A 19,566-nucleotide genomic window follows, 5' to 3' on the forward strand; every position below is an offset into this window, starting at 1 on the left:
GAATTAGCCAATGAATTCCACAGAAAGTGATGAAATTAAAGCGGATTACAACTTTATTAGTGACGCCCTGGTGGACATTTATGATCAGATTATGCGAATTGAAGAGAGCGAAATTAGAAAGAGTCGTTTTAAGGACATCACCGCAAAGGAACTTCATTTGGTTCACACGATTGGATTGCATGACCATAAAACAACTTCCGAAGTTGCCCGGATATTGAGGTTGAGCAAGGGCACTTTGACTGCCAATTTGAACAATCTTGAGCGTAAAGGTTATATTACCCGAATTACGAATCAACAGGATCGGCGAATTATTAATTTAGCGTTAACCAGTAAGGGTCGATTGTTGTATCGGGCACATTATGCATTTCATCGAAAATTGGTCGAACAATGTTTGAAGGGGTTTGATGGTCCTGCAATTAAAAAAATGAAACAGGCGTTAATTAACGTCGAAGACTTTATTGGTGAGGTTTCAGCAAAATGAAATTTGAAAATTTCAAAATCTTAGCAACTGCAAGCCAAGTTCCGACAAGGGTTGTGGATAATGATGAATTATCTACAATGATGGATACTTCTGATGACTGGATTGTTCAACGAACCGGCATTAGGCGTCGCCACATTGCAGTTGACGAAACAACAAGTTCGTTATGTACGTCGGTTGCAAAACAGCTTCTTGAAAAGACTGGTTTGAAGCCATCTGAAATTGATCTCATTATTGTTGCAACAATGTCACCGGATTATCTAACGCCGTCTGTCAGCGCGATGGTTCAAGGAAACCTGGGTGCCGATCATGCTGTTGCCATGGACATTGATGCGGCCTGTTCGGGATTCGTATACGGACTGAACATGGTAAAGCAGCTTTTGATAGCCGAGACACCTAAAAACGCCATCTTAATTGGTGGTGAGATGCTTAGCAAATTAATTGATTGGCAGGATCGTTCAACAGCTGTTTTGTTTGGCGATGGGGCAGGCGGTGTTTTACTTAAAAATACGCCTAAAGCAGAGGGCGCATTTATTTCAGAGAACCTTAAGACACTTGGAAAGCTTGGTCGTTATTTAACAGCTGGCAAAACGGGTGCACCAACGCCATTTATGGAGAAAAAAGATGAATTCTCCCCATTTTTTCAAATGAATGGGCGGCGTGTTTATCGTTTTGCGGTTAATAATGTTCCTGAATCAATTAACCAAGCGTTAGCCGAGGCATCCCTGACGACCGATGATATTGATCATTTTGTTTTGCATCAGGCTAATAGCCGGATTGTTGAAAAAATTGCAGAAACCTTGGGTGTTTCTATGGACAAGTTTCCAATCAATATTGATGAGTATGGGAATACTGCGGCGGCCAGTGAGCCAATCTTATTGGACCAACTGGTCACTAACGGCACCATTAAAAGGGGGGATGTCGTTTTGCTGTCAGGTTTTGGCGGCGGATTAACAGTGGGTACAATGATTTTAAAGTATTAAGTCACGTATATGATCAAAAATTGAAACAGTCGATTAAGCAATAAAAAAATAAAACTATTCGGAGGAATTTTAAAATGACAAAAGAAGAAGTATTCAACCAAGTTAAGGACATTATCGTAGACCAATTGGATGTTGACGCTGATAAAATTAAGGAAAACACTAACTTCAAAAATGACCTTGATTTAGATAGTTTGGACATCTTCGAAGTTGTTGATAAAATCGAAGACACATATGACATTGAAATTGAAACAGATGATGGTATGGAAACTGTTGACGATTTGGTAAATTACGTACTTAAGCAAAAAGCTGAATAGTGGGTTGATATTTTGAAACTAGGTTATTTATTTAGCGGACAAGGAAAACAATTTGATGGTATGGGACAAGACCTATATCAACAAGAGGATATTTATCGACAAACAATTGATGAGGCATCCGATGTTTTAGGGCTCAACTTAAGTGATCCCTCTGTCATGTCCGATCCACAAAACACGCAAGTGGCCATTGTTGCGATGAGTACCGGTATTTATCGAATCCTTGAAAATGAGATTGGCTCACCAATCGGAGCTGCAGGCTTAAGTTTGGGAGAATACAGTGCCCTAATCGCGGCTCGAGGGATTCAATTCGAGGATGCATTGCCGCTTGTCCGTGACCGTAGTCAGTATATGGATCAGGCCGGTAAAAATCATCCTGGTAAAATGGCTGCCGTTTTAAAAGCAAATCCTGATATTGTTGGGGAAGCTTGTCGAGTAGGATCACAGGCAGGTGATATCTATCCCGCAAATTTTAACACCACATCACAAATTGTGATTGGTGGTTCTAAAGATGGATTGGCCGCTGCAACGGATTATTTGCATGAACACGGCATTAAGCGAGTTGTGCCGTTAAAAATGAGTGTTGCCTCACATACACCATTTATGCAGGAAGCTAGTGATTTGCTGGCAACTCGAATTAAAGATGTTTATTTTCATGATTTCAAATTCCCGGTTATCAGCAATACGACTAAAAAACCGTTTGAAGTGGCATCAACGAAACAAACACTGGTTGATCAGTTGGTTAATCCAACTCATTTTGTGGATTGTCTGCAGATTCTTCATGGAATGGACACCCAGGCGATGATTGAAATTGGTCCGGGGGACACACTAATGAAGTTTGCAGCTAAAACGATTGCAAATGTGAAGGTATATCACGTGGACAGTCTCGAAACATTGAATGATGTCAGATCAAACATGAAGTTGGTGAAATAATGAGTGAAGCAAAACAAGTTGCATTGGTAACAGGTGCCGGTAAAGGAATCGGGTTGGCAATTGCAAAACGATTGTTGGATGAGAATTTCTTTGTTGTATTGAATACGCATCATGACCTGTCAGACGATGCAAAGGCAGTACTTGAGGGAAAAAGCGGTCAATATGATCATCTGATTGGTGATGTTTCAAATGAGGAAGATGCCAAATCAATGATTGAGGCCATTACTGAGAAGCATGGTCGACTTGACGTTTTGGTTAATAATGCCGGTATAACCAAGGATAAGTTATTGAGTCGTCTGAGTCTCGAAGATTTTAAAGCAGTGATTGATACGAATTTGGTTGGGGCATTTAACATGACCAAATTTGCGATGAAAGTCATGCAAAAGGCTCGTACAGGTGCCATTGTCAATATTTCAAGTATCTCAGGGTTACACGGGAACCTTGGACAGGCCAATTATTCGGCAAGTAAGGCAGGTTTGGTTGGTTTGACAAAAACTGCTGCGCGAGAAGGCGCACTTCGTAACATTCGATGTAATGCAGTTGCACCAGGCATGATTCGAACAGATATGACAGAAAAAATGAGTGAACGTCGTCAAAAAGAATTTGCAGATCAAATTCCTTTGAAACGATTTGGCGAAGCTAAGGAAATTGCTGATACAGTTGCATTTTTGATTGCTAATCAATACATCACCGGTCAAGTTGTCACGGTTGATGGTGGACTCACAATTTAAGCATTGAAGGAGTAATTTTATGAACAGAGTAGTTATTACTGGAATGGGAGCCGTTACGCCCATTGGAAACGATGTTGAAAGTTTCCTTCAGAATTTGTTTCATTCAAAAGTCGGCATTAATAAAATTACTAAATTTGATTCCGAACCGACCGGCATTTCTGTTGCCGGGGAGGTCAAGGATTTTGAACCATTGAAAAGACTTGATAAGAAGGCAGTTAAGAGAAACGATCTCTTTGTGAACTACGCCTTATATAGTGCTCATGAAGCAATGGAAATGGCTGGTCTTACGGAAGATAACATTAAGCCGGAAGAGTTGGGTGTTATTTACGGATCCGGTATCGGTGGCTTAACAACTATTGAACAACAGGTCATTAAGATGCATGATAAGGGGCCCAAACGGGTTTCACCACTTTTTGTGCCTAATTCAATTGTTAATATGGCTGCCGGCGACATTTCAATTACCTTTAACGCTCGTAATACAAGTCAAGCGATTGTTACTGCCTGTTCAACAGGGACTAATGCGATTGGAAATGCCTTTGAATATATTAAAGAAGGCAAGGCCGAGGCAATGATCGCCGGTGGTTCAGAAGCCTCTGTCAATGAAATCGGTATTTCAGGTTTTGCTGCAATTACGGCGCTTTCAAAGACTGAAGATCCAATGAAGGCTTCGATTCCATTTGATAAAGACAGGAATGGCTTTGTCATGGGCGAAGGGGCCGGCACGCTAATTCTGGAAAGTTACGATCATGCCAAAAATCGTGGTGCCAATATCTTGGCAGAGATTGTCGGGTATGGCACTACCAGCGATGCCTATCACATGACTGCACCGGATCCTGATGGTAATGGCGCTAAACGTGCAATGCAAATGGCAATTGACGAAGCAGGCATTGATGCAACCCAAATTGATTATATCAACGCCCATGGAACCAGTACGCATGCAAATGATAGTGCAGAGTCCAAGGCAATCAATGAAGTTTTTGCAAAAAACGACCATGTTAAGGTAAGCAGCACAAAGGGAATGACCGGACATGCATTGGGAGCTGCGGGTGCTATCGAAGCCGTTGCTGCAATTGGTGCAATTCGTCACAACCAGATGCCCGTTAATGTCGGCGTTGTTAACCAGGATGAGGAATGTACCGTCGATTTGGTTAATGAAAGCAATAAAAAGGCCCCTGTTAATTACGCAATCAGTAACTCGTTTGGCTTTGGAGGACACAATGCCGTTATTGCATTCAAGGGATGTGAGTAACTTATGGATGAGAAAGAAATTGAACGATTATTAGACAAATTCGATAAGTCGTCTTTAAAAAATTTCGAGTTAACACAGGATGATTTTAAGCTAGCGTTGAGTAAACGCGAAGGCGATGAACAAGCCGTAAACGACTCTCAGGCAACTGGGCTTGTCGGAAGTGATAGTACACACCATAAACAAAATTCACAGAGCCAATCAGCAGCTTCCGACGATTTAAAATCGGAAGGGACTGATTCGCCGGACAATGTTGAAGAAATTACGGCACCTTTGGTTGGCGTGATTTATTTTGCACCTAATCCGGATAAGCCCGCTTTCAAGAAGCAGGGAGACAAGGTTAAAAAGGGAGACGTCGTTTGCGTCATTGAGGCCATGAAAATGATCAATGAAGTTAAAAGTGATGTTTCGGGCACAATTTCAAATGTTTTGGTCAAAGATGGCAGCATGGTTGAATATGGCCAACCGATTTTTCAGGTAACGAAGGGGTAGTTTGAATGAAACCAGAAGTCAATGATGTTATTCCTCAAAGATATCCCTTTCAAATGATTGATCGATTTTTGAACGTTGAAGCGGGTAAGAACGCAACAGCAGTCAAATTAATTTCGATCAATGAATGGTTTTTTGCCAATCAAGGGGCTCATCAATTGGCCGTTCCACGGCCAATAATGATTGAGGCAATGGCACAAACCGGGGTAGCAGCTATCCTGACATTACAGCAATATCATGGAAAAAATGTTTTCTTTGGTGGTATTAAAAATGCTGTTTTTCAGGATGATTTTCGCCCTGGAGACCGATTGATTTTTAATGTTGAAATGAAGAAGTTACGTGCCAATATCGGTCTTGGACATGGCACAATTACTCGTGATGACGAGGTCATTTGTGAGGCAGATTTAATATTTGCAGTGGAATAAGAGACAAGCATGTTTAACTGGAACAAATTGAGAGGTGAGTATATGTTTAAAAAAGTATTAGTGGCAAATCGTGGAGAAATTGCTGTACAAATAATCAGGGCACTTCATGATATGGACATTGAGGCTGTTGCAGTTTATTCAAGTGCCGACAAGGACAGTCTATTTGTCCATTTAGCCGACGAAGCCATTTGTATTGGCGGACCGCAGCCCAGTGATTCTTATTTAAATATGACTCAGATTGTCAGCGCAGCTACTTTAACTGGGTGTGAAGCCATTCATCCCGGATATGGTTTTTTGTCTGAAAACGCTGAGTTCGTCGAATTGTGTGAATCTTGCCATATTAAGTTTATTGGGCCAAGTCACAAGTTGATTTCTTTAATGGGTGATAAGGCAAACGCCCGTGAAGCAATGAAATCGGCGGGGGTTCCCGTTATTCCCGGTAGTGAGGGTGACGTGACGTCGATTGATCAGGGTGAAAAGATTGCCGAAAAAATCGGCTTCCCGGTTTTGCTGAAATCGGCTGCTGGGGGCGGCGGTAAAGGAATCCGGGAAGTTGATCGGCCTGATCAGCTTCGAGACGCTTTTGAGCAGGCGCAACGAGAAGCAAAGGCATCTTTTAATGATGACAGTATGTATGTGGAAAAATTGATTCGAAACGCTAAGCACGTTGAGATGCAGGTGATTGCGGATGATTTTGGCAATGTAGTTTACTTACCCGAACGGGACTGTTCACTGCAGCGAAATCATCAAAAGGTCATTGAAGAGAGTCCCTGCGTATTAATTTCGCCGGCAGAACGAAAAAAGCTTGGTGAGATTGTTGCTCATGCCACACTTAAGCTCGGTTACACCAATACTGGAACTTACGAATTTTTGATGGACGAAACACACCATTTTTATTTCATGGAAATGAATACCAGACTTCAAGTTGAGCATACGATTACCGAAGAAGTGACCGGAATTGAATTGGTTAAAGGACAACTTGAAGTGGCAAGTGGTGAAAAATTATCATTTAGCCAGGCAGATGCTGCCGTTAAGGGGCATGCCCTTGAATGCCGGTTAAATGCAGAAGATCCTGAAAATAATTTTGCACCACAGCCCGGAAAAATTAATCACTTGTTTTTCCCCGATGGATCCCTGGGTGTTCGAATTGACTCCGGCGTTACAAACGGAAGCTTTATTTCGCCGTTTTACGATTCGATGATCGCTAAATTGATTGTTCATTTAAACGATCGGGATGCGGTCATTGCGAAAATGCGACGGGTTCTGGGTGAACTCGAAATTACGGGTGTGACAACAAATCAGGCTTTTTTGTATGAATTGATTTCAACGGATCGTTTTAAGAAAGGCACTTATTCGACCAGCTTTATCGAAAATGACGTGCTTGCCAACAGGAGGGGATTAGATGTTGCAAAGTCGGTTTAAAATGCCCAGCCGTGAGGAATTAAAGAAGCGAATGGACAACATCCCCGACAATATTATGAAGGAATGTCCGGTATGTCATGCTACGTTCTTTTCGATGCGGGCGGGGAAGCAACGTACCTGCCCGAACTGTGGCTTCGGTTTTCGAATAACTGCTAAAAGACGTGCTAAATTTACATTTGATTCTTTCAATGAAATTGATTCCGATATTACGGTTCCCAAGCAGTATACGGATGAAAAGTATATGGCAAAAGTGGCCAAAGCAAAAAAGGTAACTGGGATCAAAGAAAGCGTTCTGACCGGTATTGGGACATTGGATAAAATGCAGGTCGCAGCCGGCATTATGGATCCATTTTTCGTGATGGGTAGTTTAGGAAGCGCCACTGGTGAAAAGATTACACGGCTGTTTGAAAAAGCAACTGATGAAAACTTGCCAGTTGTCATGTTTACGGCATCAGGCGGTGCTCGAATGCAGGAGGGGATTCATTCTCTGATGCAGATGGCAAAGGTATCCCAGGCAGTTGAAGCTCACAATAAGGCAGGGCTATTATATATCGTTGTTCTTTGTGATCCAACCACTGGAGGAGTAACGGCAAGTTTTGCGATGCAAGGTGATATTATTTTGGCCGAATCACATGCTTTAGTTGGTTTTGCTGGGCGCCGAGTAATTGAACAAACGATTATGAAACAACCGCCAAAAAACTTTCAAAAGGCGGAGACCGTTCTCCAACACGGATTTATAGATGCCATTGTACCTCGTAGTGATTTGAGGCAAGTGTTAACCAAGTTGTTGGCCTTGCACCAAAAGGAGGATGCAAATGGTTAAAAAAACTGCTTATGAACGGGTTCAGGCTGCAAGGAGCACTCAAAAAATTTCAACTGATGAACTGATCCATGGATTGATTAGTGACTTTTTTGAATTGCATGGTGATCGATCAGACGGTGATGATCAGGCTGTGATTGGTGGCGTTGGTCTATTAAATGATGAACCACTAACAGTTGTGGGAATTCGAAAGGGATCGGATACTGAGGAAAATATTAAACGCCACTTTGGAAGTCCCGAACCTGAAGGATACCGAAAAGCATTGCGTTTGATGAAGCAGGCTGAAAAGTTTCACCGACCGATTCTGGCATTGGTTAACACACCCGGTGCCTGGCCTGATGTTGACGCCGAGTATCACGGTGTCGGCTCGGCAATTGCCCAGTGTCTACAAGTTGGCATGCAGCTTAAGGTACCTTATATTAGTATGATTGTTGGTGAAGGCGGTAGTGGGGGCGCAATCGCCTTGGCGTGTGGGGACAAGGTCTTTATGTTTGAAGACAGTATTTATTCCGTATTATCGCCGGAGGGTTACGCAAGTATTATGTGGAAGGATTCATCAAAGGTTGCTCAAGCAGCGGAAGAACTTAAACTAACACCGGATCGGTTACTGGAAAGTGGTATTATTGATCAAATTATTCATGAGTATCGACCGGGTGATGATTTGAAACCGTTGCGCGATTTCCTTTATAATCAATTTAATGAATTGAAGAATCTTCCAACTGATGAATTATTGCGGCAACGTCGGGAACGATATCGGAAGTTTTAGAGAAAATTAATTTGGAGGCCGAATAAATGAGTGGCTTTTTAGACGGAAAAACAATTGTGATCATGGGGGTCGCAAATAAACGAAGTATTGCGTGGGGATGTACCCAGGCAATTCTTGAGCAAGGTGCCAATGTTATTTTGACATATCAAAATGATCGAATTAAGAAAAGTTTGCAACGTTTTGTTCCAGAAACTGCTGAATTAATCGAATGTGATGTTTCTGAAGATGACAATATTAAACAAACTTTTGAAAAAATCGGTCAGAAACACGGCAAAATTGATGGCGTCATTCATGCCATTGCTTATGCTGATAAAGAAACGTTAACTTCAGGATTGGTTAATACGACCAGGGATGGTTATGATCTGGCTCAAAACATCAGTGCCTACTCATTGATTGCGGTTAGTCGTTATGCACAACCGATTTTAAACAATCCCGGCAGCATCTTAACATTGACATACTTTGGTTCTACTCGAGCAATTCCCAACTATAATATGATGGGCGTTGCAAAAGCCGCATTGGAGTCAAGTGTTCGGTACTTAGCTTCAGACTTGGGTGAAAGTGGTGTTCGCGTAAATGCTATTTCGGCTGGAGCTGTTAAAACATTAGCTGTTACCGGCATTAAACACCATAGTGAATTACTTAAGGAATCAGAATCCCGAACTGTTGATCAAAAGAGTGTCACAACTTCTGAGATTGGAAATGTTGCTGCTTTCTTGATGAGCGACTTGTCAACGGGGATGACTGGTGACGTTGTGTATGTAGATAAAGGTGTGCATCTGATCTAAATTTAATACCCATGATGTGTAAAATGTGTTAGTACTTTCTGTACGATTGATTGTGAGGAACACTTTATAAAGTGGGTATCCAATTTAAATCTGATTAGCGATAATATTTTATGATCAATAGTCAGTCCGAATAGTAAAGCTTAATGACAGGTGCTTGATTTGAAGGATCAGATCAAGTGCTCGGGTAAGAATAACCTATTCGGAGAGGTATTTAGTTTATGGCATATCGTAAATTAGCCGGATTATTTTTTATCACGAGAAGTAACGTGAAGATAAGCTGGCTTTTTGACGAACGAGTGGGGGAATCAATAATGGCAGATCATCAATCGAAAATTTTATATGAACTGTTGTCCTCCAATGGCCGCTACATTTCAGGAAACGAGTTGGCAAAACGGCTGAATATCAGCCGGCCGGCTGTGTATAATAATATCTTGAAATTAGAACGTGGCGGTCACCGGATTACAACAAAAAAGGGATTGGGATACTGTTATCAATATTCTAAATGTTTTGATGCGCAGGTTATTGATCATTATCGGACGACTACATTTCCAGTTGAGGTGCATGACTTCAAGAAAATAACCTCAACTAATGATTACGCAAAAGCATTTAGTAGTCATGTCAATGTTGAAAGGCCTCATGTTTTTGTAACGGATACACAGACTCATGGTAGAGGTCGGCTTGGACGTCACTTCTATTCACCGAGCAAAACAGGTATTTACATGAGTATTTTGGTTCCACTGCAGAACCGAAGAACGATTCATTCTGGTTTAATTACAACTGGGACAGCAGTTTGCGTAGTACGAGCACTAAAACAGTTCTTTCCCCAAGTGGATTTTCGAGTTAAATGGGTAAATGATATATTAGCGCACCATAAAAAGTGTGGTGGTATTTTAACCGAAACAATCTCAAGTTTGGAGGATGGCATTCATGAAAATGTTATTGTTGGAATTGGTCTCAATATAAGTTCTCATGGATTTCCGGATGAAATTATCCATAAAGCCGGTTCGGTTGTTGAGAAAAGTGATGTTGATCGCAACAAAATTGTTGCAGGTATTATTGATAATTTCTTTTACATGTATCAAACCTACCGTACAGGCAATTTCTTATCGGAATATGCAGCGCTTTCTGAGACGCTTGGCCAGACGGTTGAAATTGTGATGGGCAATCAGACGGTAATTGGTACAGCAATGAGGTTTAATCGTGAAGGTGCGTTGGTTATTCTTAAAAAAGATGGCGAAATGGTCACAATTTCCAGTGGTGAGGTCAAAAAGGTCTTTTTACCAGAGAATCCATACCATGGCTAGATCCGTTTGGGTACAAAAGTGGTTAAGCAAAATAAAGGAATGATTAACCATCACTTTGATGAGTGATGATGAGGAGGTATTCAAATGAAGATTCGAGAGATAACGCAAATTGCGTTAGTAACAGCAGTTATTATTGTTTTAGGGATGATTCCGCCAATTCCATTAGGATTTATTCCGGTGCCGATTGTGCTTCAAAACTTAGGAATTATGATCGCTGGGATCGTATTGGGGCCAAAACGAGGGACCGTTTCAGTGGCCTTATTTCTTTTCTTAGCGCTGATTGGCTTTCCTGTACTAAGTGGTGGACAGGCAGGCCCGGCGGCCTTTGTGGGGCCGACAGGGGGATATCTGGTCGGTTGGCTGTTAACACCGGCTTTGGTTTGGAGTTCGATGTCATTTAAGTTTATGAAACAATCGTGGGAAAAAATGACGGGTGCCTGGATCGGCGCAGTGCTAATCGTTGACATCATTGGATCGCTTTGGTTGACAATAGGCTCTGGAATGCCGTTAATAAGTGCGTTGCTGTCCAATCTGGTATTTATACCTGGGGATACGTTAAAAGTGGTTGTGGCCTGTTTGGTTGGCCAACGTGTTCGGATTCCAAAGATTAATCAAGTTTAATGCAGATTTGTTTTTTTGACGATATTGTTCTTGAATTAAACGGATTCAAAGTAAAAAGTCCGATACCTCAAATGAGGTATCGGACTTTTTTAAACGATATTAAAATAGCAAATTATTTAATCAAGTGAATTAATGGAAAAATAGATTCATGATCATGACAAGGACAATACCGACCACAGAAATAATCGATTCAAGCACGGTCCATGTCTCCAAGGTTTGCTTAATTGTCAAATCGAAATATTCTCTGAACATCCAGAAGCCGGCATCGTTAACATGAGATGCAGCAAGTGAACCGGCACCGATAGCCAATACCATCAAGGCTGGATCAACACCTGATTGAGCCATTAATGGGGCAACAATTCCGGCAGCTGTTAATGATGCAACCGTTGCAGACCCAAGTGCAATTCGAAGAACAACAGCGATTAACCAACCAAGAATCAATGGTGAAATAGATGAGCCAAGGAAGATTTTAGCGACTTCTTTACCAACGCCACCATCAATCAGAACTTGTTTGAAAGCACCGCCACCACCAATAACTAATAGCAACATTGCAATGGATTTAACGGCATTTTCAAGTGATTCCATGATTTGGGCAGTTGTTCGTTTGCGAGCCCATCCCATTGTCCACATTGCAAAGAATAGTGAAATCAGCATTGCAATACTTGGTGACCCAATAAATTCGATAATCGAATCAAGCAATGAAGGATTCTTTGGCTCAGCGCCGCCGTTAACCGTCATCTTGTAAATTGTGGCAATGGCCAACAAGATAACTGGGAAGAGGGCGGTTAATACTGATAACCCAAATGATGGTGACTCCTCCGGACTGAATTCCTTAACTTCACCGATTGATGAAAGATTTCCCTTTCTGTTAAAGGCATCGGGTGCAAATTTGCGTGCCAATTTTGAGAAAAGTGGTCCGGCAATATAAGCGGCAATAATAGCAATAATAAAACCGAATAGAAGAACACGACCATCGTTAGCACCCAATACTTGGGCGATAGCAACTGGTGCCGGGTGGGGTGGCAGGAAGCCGTGGGTAACTGACAAAGCAGCTGCCATTGGAATCCCCAGGTAAAGGATAGGAACACCGGCTTCAACAGCGATTGCAAAGACAATAGGAACCAATAAGACCATTCCAACTTCGAAGAACAGTGCAATTCCTAGAATAAATGATGCAATCATAACGGCAATTTGCAGTCGTTGTTTACCGAAGCGCTTGATCAAGGTGCTGGCAATCATGTAAGCACCACCAGAATCGGAAACCAGTCGGCCAAGCATGGCTCCAAAGCCAAAGACCATTGATAATTCACCCAATTGGCTTCCAATACCATTTGTGATTGAATCGGCAATTTTACCAAGCGGCATTCCAAGGAATATCGCGGTAATTGCTGCAGTTAATACCAAGGAAACGAAGGTATTAATTTTAAATTTGATGATTAAAACCAATAAAATAATGATACCGGCTAATAGTGCAATTAATTGCATATCATCAATCTCCTTTCAAATTTGTAAGACGTTTATATTCAATTTTCAACGTGACTTCATTCTGATATTATTTCCCCGAGAAATCATCTTCATGTTCATGACGTCGTTGATAGTCAGCGATGTTTTTATATTCGGGTTCGAGAGAACGGCTTAAACGAATGTAAATTGGGATTAATTCACGGTAAGCCGGGAAGTTCTTCGGATCTGGATGATGAACGACGGTTGTTCCGACAAAGTTTGAGACATCGGTTAAACTGTCAATCAATCCCAAGCTGTACATGCCGAGAGTTGCTGCTCCAAGTGCGGTACTTTCAAAGCTTTCTGGGATAGCAACATCCTGCTCAAAAATATCGGTAAGCATTTGACGCCAAAGTGCAGAACGTGCAAAACCACCGTTTGCCTGGATACTGGTTGGGCGGCCGACAACTTCTTCAAGAGCCAACATAACGGTGTATAGATTATAGACGATTCCCTCAAGTACGGCACGAATCATATGTGCCCTGGTATGGGTTCTGTTCAAGCCAAAGAACGACCCACGAGCATTTGCATCCCAGATCGGGGCACGTTCACCGCCAAGGAATGGGAAGAAAAGCAGACCATCCGAGCCAGCAGGGATCTTAGCAGCAATTTGAGTTAACAAGTCATATGGATCAATATGCATCTGCTCGGCAGTAACCTTTTCAGGTGCGCATAATTGATCACGAACCCAACGGAATACAACACCACCGTTGTTGACAGGGCCACCAATGACCCACATATTCTTGGCAAGGTAATAACAGAATACCCGTGCCTTTGGATCAGTATGTGGTTTGTCCGTAACCACTCTGACAGCACCGGAGGTTCCGATTGTTACGGCAACGACACCCGGCTGAATGGCATTAACGCCAAGGTTTGCTAATGGCCCATCTGATGCACCGATGATAAACGGCGTATCAGGATCAATTCCCAAAACTTTTGCATATTGATCATGCATGCCCTTCAACTGATATGTTGTATCTACCAATTCAGGCAGCTGATCACGCGTTACACCTGCTAACTTAAGTGCCTGATTATCCCAGTCCATATTGTAAATATTGAACATACCAGTTGCGTTTGCAATTGAATAATCCTCTTTTAACGTGCCAAAGAGTCTGTAGAGAATATATTCCTTAATGCCAACGAACCAACGTGCTTTTTTAAACAGGTCCGGATGATCATTTCGTAACCAAATCAGTTTAGTTAAGGGTGTCATTGGGTGAATGGGTGTGCCGGTATGTTGGTAGATTTCCATTCCCTGCGGACTGGCTTTTAGTTCATCTGCGTATTTAACGGCACGATTGTCGCCCCATGTGATAGCACGTGTGAGTGGTTTATAGTCTGAGTCCAAGAGGATTAAACTGTGCATTGCACATGAAAGTGCAACCCCTTTCAATTCACCTGGCTTTAAATTTGCTTTTCGAATAAGCTCAGTGATACCGTCTTGCATGGCCGAAAAAATTTCTTCTGGATCTTCTTCTGCCATGTCGGGCGTATCCTGATAAAGTGGATAGCCATTGTTTGAATAGCCATGTACCTTACCGTTAGTATCATAAAGTACCGTTTTTACACTGGTGGTCCCAATATCAACACCTAATGTGTAAGCCATCGATACAACTTCCTTTCTGTGTTCTAAATTTACAAATACCGGTTTTCGAATCTGAAAATACACGCCAAAGTAATAATAGCTGGTTTCATATCCAAAAAAATATCGATCACAGCACAGTGCCGGTATCGCTTCGAACTAAATTTACCATGCCTATCGCGCTGCATCAAATATAAGCATCTTTCTTTTTATTAAATGTAAGCGACTACAATATTATATGAAAAACAATTTCACAATGCAACTATTTTGTTGTAAAATATTTACAATAAAGCTGTAAAATATTTACAAGAAATAAAAATCGTAGTAATTACTAGTTTTAATGAAATGAAAGGTGATTAAGATGAGTTCCTCGCCAGTTCAAATGCTGAAGCAGTCTTTCGATAATTTAAGTCGAACAAATAAAAAAATTGCCAAATATGTGATTGATAATCCCCAAGCCGCCTCAGAAGCCAATATAGAAGATTTGGCAGCGGTAACAGAAACGTCAACGGCTTCTGTTTCCAGATTAGTGAAAACACTTGGCTATTCAAATTTCCGTGAATTCACATTATCGTTGGCTTATACACAATTGAGGCCACAGAATTTACCAATATTTAAAGATATTGATGCAAATGATACGCTTTCAACCATTGCTGATAAAATTTTTACCAGTTCACAGCGAGCACTTCAGGATACGCGTGAGGGGATCGATGAGAATGAATTTGCCCGTTCGGTTCTTCGAATTATCCATTGCCACAGACTCGGCTTCTTTGGTCTTGGAGGTTCATCTGTAGTTGCTTTGGACGGTTATCATAAATTTTTACGCACTTCGATTGATTGCTTTTATTATCCTGACTTTGACGTACAGCTCATGCAAGCTGTAAAATTGGGAGAGGACGATTGCGCAATTGTTGTTTCACACTCGGGCAAGAATCGACAGACAATAAAAATTGCCGAGACGTTAAAACGCCGAAGGGTTCCTGTCATTGCGATTACCAGCTATCAAGACTCACCATTAGTGGGACACAGTGATATCACATTTATTTCGTCAAGCGATGAATCCAATTATCGCTCTGAAGGCATGTATTCACTGTTGGCTCAATTAACTATTATTGATACATTATTTATGATGGCAACAGTTCGAATGGGACCTGCTACTGAAGACACAATTCGCAGTGTCCAAAATATAATTGAAAGTACTAGGGGATAAAAGTGTGTGATTCAAAACGGGTAACACCCGGAGTATAAGGCGTTGATTGGGGAAATCCCGAATTTGGATTTTTCGAATCAATCCCTTATATGGAGCGGTGTTGTTTTGAGGAGCAGTCCTAAAAAGTGTGTGATTCAAAACGACATACCTTAATCCCGATTAACTGAGATGACTATTTATGCGACGAAGAGATGTTCAACCAATTTATGCTGAAACTTACCGGCGACGGGTGAGAACCCGTAAGGTAATTTTTGGCGTTTTTTTGTTGATTGTCTTATTAATAACTGCTTTTTCCGTTTGGCGGTGGCATGCAAAACAAGAGCTTAAGAGATATCCAATAAGAGGCGTTTCGATTAACCAGGATAATGGCTATATTGATTTTGAAAGCTTGAAAAACAACGGTGTTAAGTTTGTTTATTTAAAAGCAACACAGGGAGCGACCTACACTGATGACAGCTTTCTAAGTAATTTTCAAAGAAGTCAAGGGTCGCAACTACCGGTTGGCGTTTACCATTATTTCAGTTTTAGCAGCTCGCCGAAGGCCCAATTTAAAAATTTTGTGCGTCAGGTAAAAACCAATACAGGTAGTTTGCCGATTTGTATTTCTATTCAGTATTATGGGGGCTATAATGATGACTCGGTTCATTGGAAATCAACGCGGAAAAATGTTCGGACATTAATGTCTGATATTCGACATTATTATCAACGACCAGTTGTTATTTCAACTAGCCAGGAGATTATTCAGCGTTTGAAAATCGAGGCAACAAATGCTCATCAGTTTTGGACGACTGACGGTCAGCTTGGTAAGCCAAACGGTGATGCAACTTTTATTCAAGTGACCCAGAAGCAGGATTTTCGATTAGATCGACAGGTTGTTTTTTTACCGATGTCCGTATTTAACGGTGATGCACGACAATGGGCCAGGTATCTGGGGAGTTAACAAAATAAAAGCAGCTGATGACAAAGTTTGTTTTGCCTTGGCTGCTTTCATAACATTTCCATATTTGGATATAAACCGTATGTGTTGTTATCCGATTCATCGTAAAATTTTGTTGGGCGCGCTTCGTTTGCCCGAATTTCCAAGGTGTACCCATAGCGGTCCACATATGAAACTTCATATTTTTTGACAGATGAAACCTTGGCTGACAAATCTTCCCCATCGATTGACAGTTTGAGATCGGGCCCAATTTCAATTCTATGGTTGTGCCCCCGATAATCTTTAAAAAACCATGTTCCGGCAAAAAACAGTGGATCTATGTGATCAATCTGTTTTTTACGTTTAGGTGCATGAAAAAGTCCAATGAAAAAAGAAATTAAAAAAATAGCAATGCTTCTTTTACGCAATAAAAACATCCCCCCACAGTAATACTTACAACACACTATAGCATTATAGCGTTATTATAAGACTATACTAGATATTTTAGATGTTAATCACGTTAAAACATTGTTACAATTTAACTAGGAAAGGCGGTTTTCTAGATGATTAAATTAGGAATTATTGGTACTAACTGGATTACCCAACAATTTGTTGAGGCAGTTAAGCTTACAGGAAAATATGGGTTTACAACCGTTTATTCGCGACATCTTGAGACAGCAACCGAATTTGCGACTAAAAATGGTGCTGAAAATACATTTGATGATTTAAATGAATTTTTTGCCAGTGACAGCTTTGATACGGTATATATTGCATCACCAAACAGTTTACATTTTGAACAGGCAAAACAGGCAATTGAAAATGGTAAAAATATCATTGTTGAAAAACCGGCATTTATGAATCAAAAGCAAATGGCAGAAATTCAGCATTTGCTTGATAAGCATCCGGAAGTCTTGTATTTTGAGGCGGCTCGAAATATTCACACCCCCAACTTCCATGCAATTGAAAGGAAGTTGAGTGAACTTAACGTTGTTTCAGGGGCTGAATTCACGTACTCCAAATATTCATCACGTTATGATCATGTTTTAGCTGGTGAAATTCCGAATGTTTTTTCACCAAAATTTGGGGGGGGCGCTTTGCAAGACCTTGGCGTATACACTGTTTATGATGCAGTAACCCTGTTTGGTATGCCGGAAGAGGTTTCCTATTATCCACAGTTGATTCGCACGGGTGTTGATGGAAAGGGGACGGCTGTTTTGAGTTATCCCGAATATACCGTTATTTTAAATTTTTCGAAAATATCGAATTCCCATATGACGTCCGAGATATATGGATTGAAAGACTTAATTGAACTTGATGATGCCGGGGAGATCCAACACGTTGATTATATTGATCCGGATGGCAAACGCCAAACGCTTGGAGATGACGACGGGGCTAATCCAATGATTCCGGAGGCAAATGATTTTGCCAGAGTGATTAATGAACCAAATAATGACCAAAATATGAAGGATTATGCATATTGGCGTCAGTTAAGTGTCTATGTCAATAAGATTCTGTTTAACCTACGTCAGGACGCACACATTTTCTTTGTGGGTGAGGAAAAATAGTAGAACGGAGAAAAAGATTGATTAGTGAATTTGAAAAGCATGCTGAGAAACTGGGATATCAACAATGGACGGCAATTCAAAAGGCGGTTTATCAACCACTGAAGGATGGTCAAAGCGTTGTTGGCATTGCACCAACCGGTTCCGGTAAAACGGTTGCTTTTACGCTGCCATTACTTGAATCAATTAAATCAATCGATGGTACTAAGTTGATCGTGGTTGAACCTTCTGCCGAATTAGCCATGCAGACTCAAAAAACAATGCTTGAATGGGGCAGCCTAACCGGTTTGACAGTTCAAGGGGCTGTTGGAGGCGCTAATATTTCACGGCAGATCGAGCGCCTGAAGGAACACCCCAATGTGATTGTTGGCACAACCGGTCGTTTGATGAACCTGATTGAGCTTGGTAAGTTGAAATTGGACGATATTCAGACAATTGTGATTGATGAAGCCGATAATTTGCTAAGTGAAGATACACTGGATTCGATTCGAGAGTTAGTTGATCAGGCACCTGACGATACACAGTTGGGATTTTTCTCGGCTACTCAAAATGATATTTTAAAACACGTTAATCGTTGGTTCAATCAAGATATGCAGATATTCGATGTAACGGACATCGATGATACCCAGGGAATTGTGAAGCATGGTCTTCTTCAAGTTTCAAATAAGAAGAAGGAACAAATGTTGCTCCGATTTTTACACATGAAAGATTTTAAAGCACTGGTCTTTTTTGATCAGTTAAATACGCTTCAGAAAGTGTCCGGGTTTTTAATCCATCGTCATGTTCGGGAAGCAGCTAAGCTGACCAGCGAGCAGAATCAAACCAGTCGTCAAAATGCATTAAGAGATTTCCGAAAGGGAAAAGTGAGACTTCTTTTAACGACGGATGTGGCTGCACGGGGAATTGATATTCCCAAACTGCCAGCCGTTATTAATTTTGATTTGCCTCGGGATGCCAGAACATATACTCACCGAATTGGGCGGACAGGCCGAATGCATCAAAACGGTTTAGTGATTAACATGGGAGATGACCACGACCTGCGTCATTTAAAGCAACTGGTTCGAGATCAATTTGACTTGTCAAACGTTTATTTTAGTGGGAACCAACTTTCAGACACCAAACCTGAACAAACGGTAACGGATCTGGAAAAAGATGATAAGAATGATGAGGGACCAACTCAAGGATTAGAAAGGGTCGCCAACCAGAAGTCTCAAAAGAAGCGGCCGGTAATTTCAAATCCGGTGCCAAAACCACATCACAAAAAGAACAAGCATACTAAGCGAAAAGGGATGCGGCATAAGCGGACTACTAAATAATTTTCTTTACATGTTGATTAATAAATGAGAAAATTGACATGTATTGTTTTTGGCCTCATAGCACAACTGGATAGGGCACCCGCCTCCTAAGCGGTTGATCCCGGTTCGAGTCCGGGTGAGGTCAGTAAAATCATTAATAGAAAAAGCCAAAGCGAAATCGTTG

At 41.3% G+C, this 19,566-nt stretch carries 21 protein-coding genes and 1 tRNA gene; 19 read left to right on the forward strand and 3 right to left on the reverse strand.

What is annotated here, in order from left to right:
• Positions 1-10 precede the first annotated feature (10 nt).
• From HMPREF0519_RS09435 to HMPREF0519_RS09500, 14 genes are all read left to right on the forward strand, one after another.
• Positions 11-481, forward strand: coding sequence for a MarR family winged helix-turn-helix transcriptional regulator (locus HMPREF0519_RS09435; protein ID WP_003559611.1), 471 nt, complete (start codon positions 11-13; stop codon positions 479-481).
• A complete protein-coding gene (locus tag HMPREF0519_RS09440) occupies positions 478-1,461 on the forward strand; it encodes a beta-ketoacyl-ACP synthase III (protein WP_003635709.1) in 984 nt (327 codons plus the stop codon). The genes HMPREF0519_RS09435 and HMPREF0519_RS09440 overlap by 4 nt, the downstream gene beginning before the upstream one ends.
• Before the next feature lie 74 nt (positions 1,462-1,535).
• Positions 1,536-1,775: an acyl carrier protein gene (locus tag HMPREF0519_RS09445; protein ID WP_003559614.1), complete on the forward strand. Its 240-nt coding sequence runs from the start codon at positions 1,536-1,538 to the stop codon at positions 1,773-1,775.
• A 12-nt stretch (positions 1,776-1,787) separates the two neighbouring features.
• Positions 1,788-2,705, forward strand: coding sequence for an ACP S-malonyltransferase (locus HMPREF0519_RS09450; RefSeq protein ID WP_003635711.1), 918 nt, complete (start codon positions 1,788-1,790; stop codon positions 2,703-2,705).
• Positions 2,705-3,436 (forward strand): 3-oxoacyl-ACP reductase family protein, encoded by a 732-nt coding sequence (locus HMPREF0519_RS09455; RefSeq protein ID WP_003559618.1) that lies wholly within the window; start codon positions 2,705-2,707, stop codon positions 3,434-3,436. The genes HMPREF0519_RS09450 and HMPREF0519_RS09455 overlap by 1 nt, the downstream gene beginning before the upstream one ends.
• A 19-nt stretch (positions 3,437-3,455) precedes the next feature.
• Positions 3,456-4,685 carry a beta-ketoacyl-ACP synthase II gene (fabF, locus tag HMPREF0519_RS09460; RefSeq protein ID WP_003635712.1) on the forward strand — a complete coding sequence of 410 codons (1,230 nt, stop codon included), beginning with the start codon at positions 3,456-3,458 and terminating at the stop codon, positions 4,683-4,685.
• A gap of 3 nt (positions 4,686-4,688) precedes the next feature.
• A complete protein-coding gene (gene accB, locus HMPREF0519_RS09465; RefSeq protein ID WP_003559622.1) occupies positions 4,689-5,174 on the forward strand; it encodes an acetyl-CoA carboxylase biotin carboxyl carrier protein in 486 nt (161 codons plus the stop codon).
• A 5-nt stretch (positions 5,175-5,179) separates the two neighbouring features.
• On the forward strand, positions 5,180-5,596 hold the full coding sequence (locus tag HMPREF0519_RS09470; protein ID WP_003635714.1) for a 3-hydroxyacyl-ACP dehydratase FabZ family protein: 417 nt from the start codon (positions 5,180-5,182) through the stop codon (positions 5,594-5,596).
• Between the two features lie 42 nt (positions 5,597-5,638).
• Positions 5,639-7,018 (forward strand): acetyl-CoA carboxylase biotin carboxylase subunit, encoded by a 1,380-nt coding sequence (accC, locus tag HMPREF0519_RS09475; protein WP_040472774.1) that lies wholly within the window; start codon positions 5,639-5,641, stop codon positions 7,016-7,018.
• Positions 6,999-7,841: an acetyl-CoA carboxylase carboxyltransferase subunit beta gene (locus tag HMPREF0519_RS09480; protein ID WP_003635718.1), complete on the forward strand. Its 843-nt coding sequence runs from the start codon at positions 6,999-7,001 to the stop codon at positions 7,839-7,841. The genes accC and HMPREF0519_RS09480 overlap by 20 nt, the downstream gene beginning before the upstream one ends.
• The gene (gene accA, locus HMPREF0519_RS09485) at positions 7,834-8,604 is read left to right on the forward strand and encodes a carboxyltransferase subunit alpha (RefSeq protein ID WP_040472775.1); all 771 of its coding nucleotides are present in this window, start codon (positions 7,834-7,836) and stop codon (positions 8,602-8,604) included. Before HMPREF0519_RS09480 ends, accA begins: the two co-directional genes overlap by 8 nt.
• 26 nt (positions 8,605-8,630) lie before the next feature.
• Entirely contained in the window at positions 8,631-9,389 is a 759-nt protein-coding gene (gene fabI, locus HMPREF0519_RS09490; RefSeq protein ID WP_003559633.1) for an enoyl-ACP reductase FabI, read from the forward strand.
• 311 nt (positions 9,390-9,700) lie between these two features.
• Positions 9,701-10,693 (forward strand): biotin--[acetyl-CoA-carboxylase] ligase, encoded by a 993-nt coding sequence (locus HMPREF0519_RS09495; protein ID WP_035462615.1) that lies wholly within the window; start codon positions 9,701-9,703, stop codon positions 10,691-10,693.
• A gap of 84 nt (positions 10,694-10,777) precedes the next feature.
• Entirely contained in the window at positions 10,778-11,314 is a 537-nt protein-coding gene (locus HMPREF0519_RS09500) for a biotin transporter BioY (RefSeq protein WP_003635723.1), read from the forward strand.
• Between the two features lie 129 nt (positions 11,315-11,443).
• Here HMPREF0519_RS09500 and HMPREF0519_RS09505 read toward each other — a convergent pair whose 3' ends face one another.
• The gene (locus tag HMPREF0519_RS09505) at positions 11,444-12,799 is read right to left on the reverse strand and encodes a gluconate:H+ symporter (protein WP_003559640.1); all 1,356 of its coding nucleotides are present in this window, start codon (positions 12,797-12,799) and stop codon (positions 11,444-11,446) included.
• A gap of 67 nt (positions 12,800-12,866) precedes the next feature.
• Positions 12,867-14,423, reverse strand: a complete 1,557-nt coding sequence (gntK, locus tag HMPREF0519_RS09510) for a gluconokinase (RefSeq protein ID WP_035462617.1) — start codon at positions 14,421-14,423, stop codon at positions 12,867-12,869.
• Between the two features lie 337 nt (positions 14,424-14,760).
• On the opposite strand from gntK, the gene HMPREF0519_RS09515 reads away from it, so the two are divergent.
• Both HMPREF0519_RS09515 and HMPREF0519_RS09520 read left to right on the forward strand, forming a co-directional pair.
• Positions 14,761-15,609 (forward strand): MurR/RpiR family transcriptional regulator, encoded by an 849-nt coding sequence (locus HMPREF0519_RS09515; RefSeq protein ID WP_225428971.1) that lies wholly within the window; start codon positions 14,761-14,763, stop codon positions 15,607-15,609.
• Positions 15,610-15,787: 178 nt separating this feature from the next.
• Positions 15,788-16,549, forward strand: a complete 762-nt coding sequence (locus HMPREF0519_RS09520) for a GH25 family lysozyme (protein WP_003559646.1) — start codon at positions 15,788-15,790, stop codon at positions 16,547-16,549.
• A gap of 47 nt (positions 16,550-16,596) precedes the next feature.
• Here HMPREF0519_RS09520 and HMPREF0519_RS09525 read toward each other — a convergent pair whose 3' ends face one another.
• A complete protein-coding gene (locus tag HMPREF0519_RS09525) occupies positions 16,597-16,962 on the reverse strand; it encodes a DUF4828 domain-containing protein (RefSeq protein ID WP_003635727.1) in 366 nt (121 codons plus the stop codon).
• A gap of 126 nt (positions 16,963-17,088) precedes the next feature.
• Here HMPREF0519_RS09525 and HMPREF0519_RS09530 point away from each other — a divergent pair, with 126 nt between their 5' ends.
• From HMPREF0519_RS09530 to HMPREF0519_RS09540, 3 genes are all read left to right on the forward strand, one after another.
• On the forward strand, positions 17,089-18,090 hold the full coding sequence (locus tag HMPREF0519_RS09530) for a Gfo/Idh/MocA family protein (RefSeq protein WP_003635730.1): 1,002 nt from the start codon (positions 17,089-17,091) through the stop codon (positions 18,088-18,090).
• Between the two features lie 17 nt (positions 18,091-18,107).
• Positions 18,108-19,403, forward strand: a complete 1,296-nt coding sequence (locus tag HMPREF0519_RS09535; RefSeq protein WP_003559652.1) for a DEAD/DEAH box helicase — start codon at positions 18,108-18,110, stop codon at positions 19,401-19,403.
• Positions 19,404-19,454: 51 nt separating this feature from the next.
• Positions 19,455-19,527 (forward strand) — tRNA-Arg (locus HMPREF0519_RS09540).
• Positions 19,528-19,566: the final 39 nt, after the last annotated feature.

The organism is Lentilactobacillus hilgardii DSM 20176 = ATCC 8290, assembly GCF_000159315.1.
Lineage (GTDB): Bacteria > Bacillota > Bacilli > Lactobacillales > Lactobacillaceae > Lentilactobacillus > Lentilactobacillus hilgardii.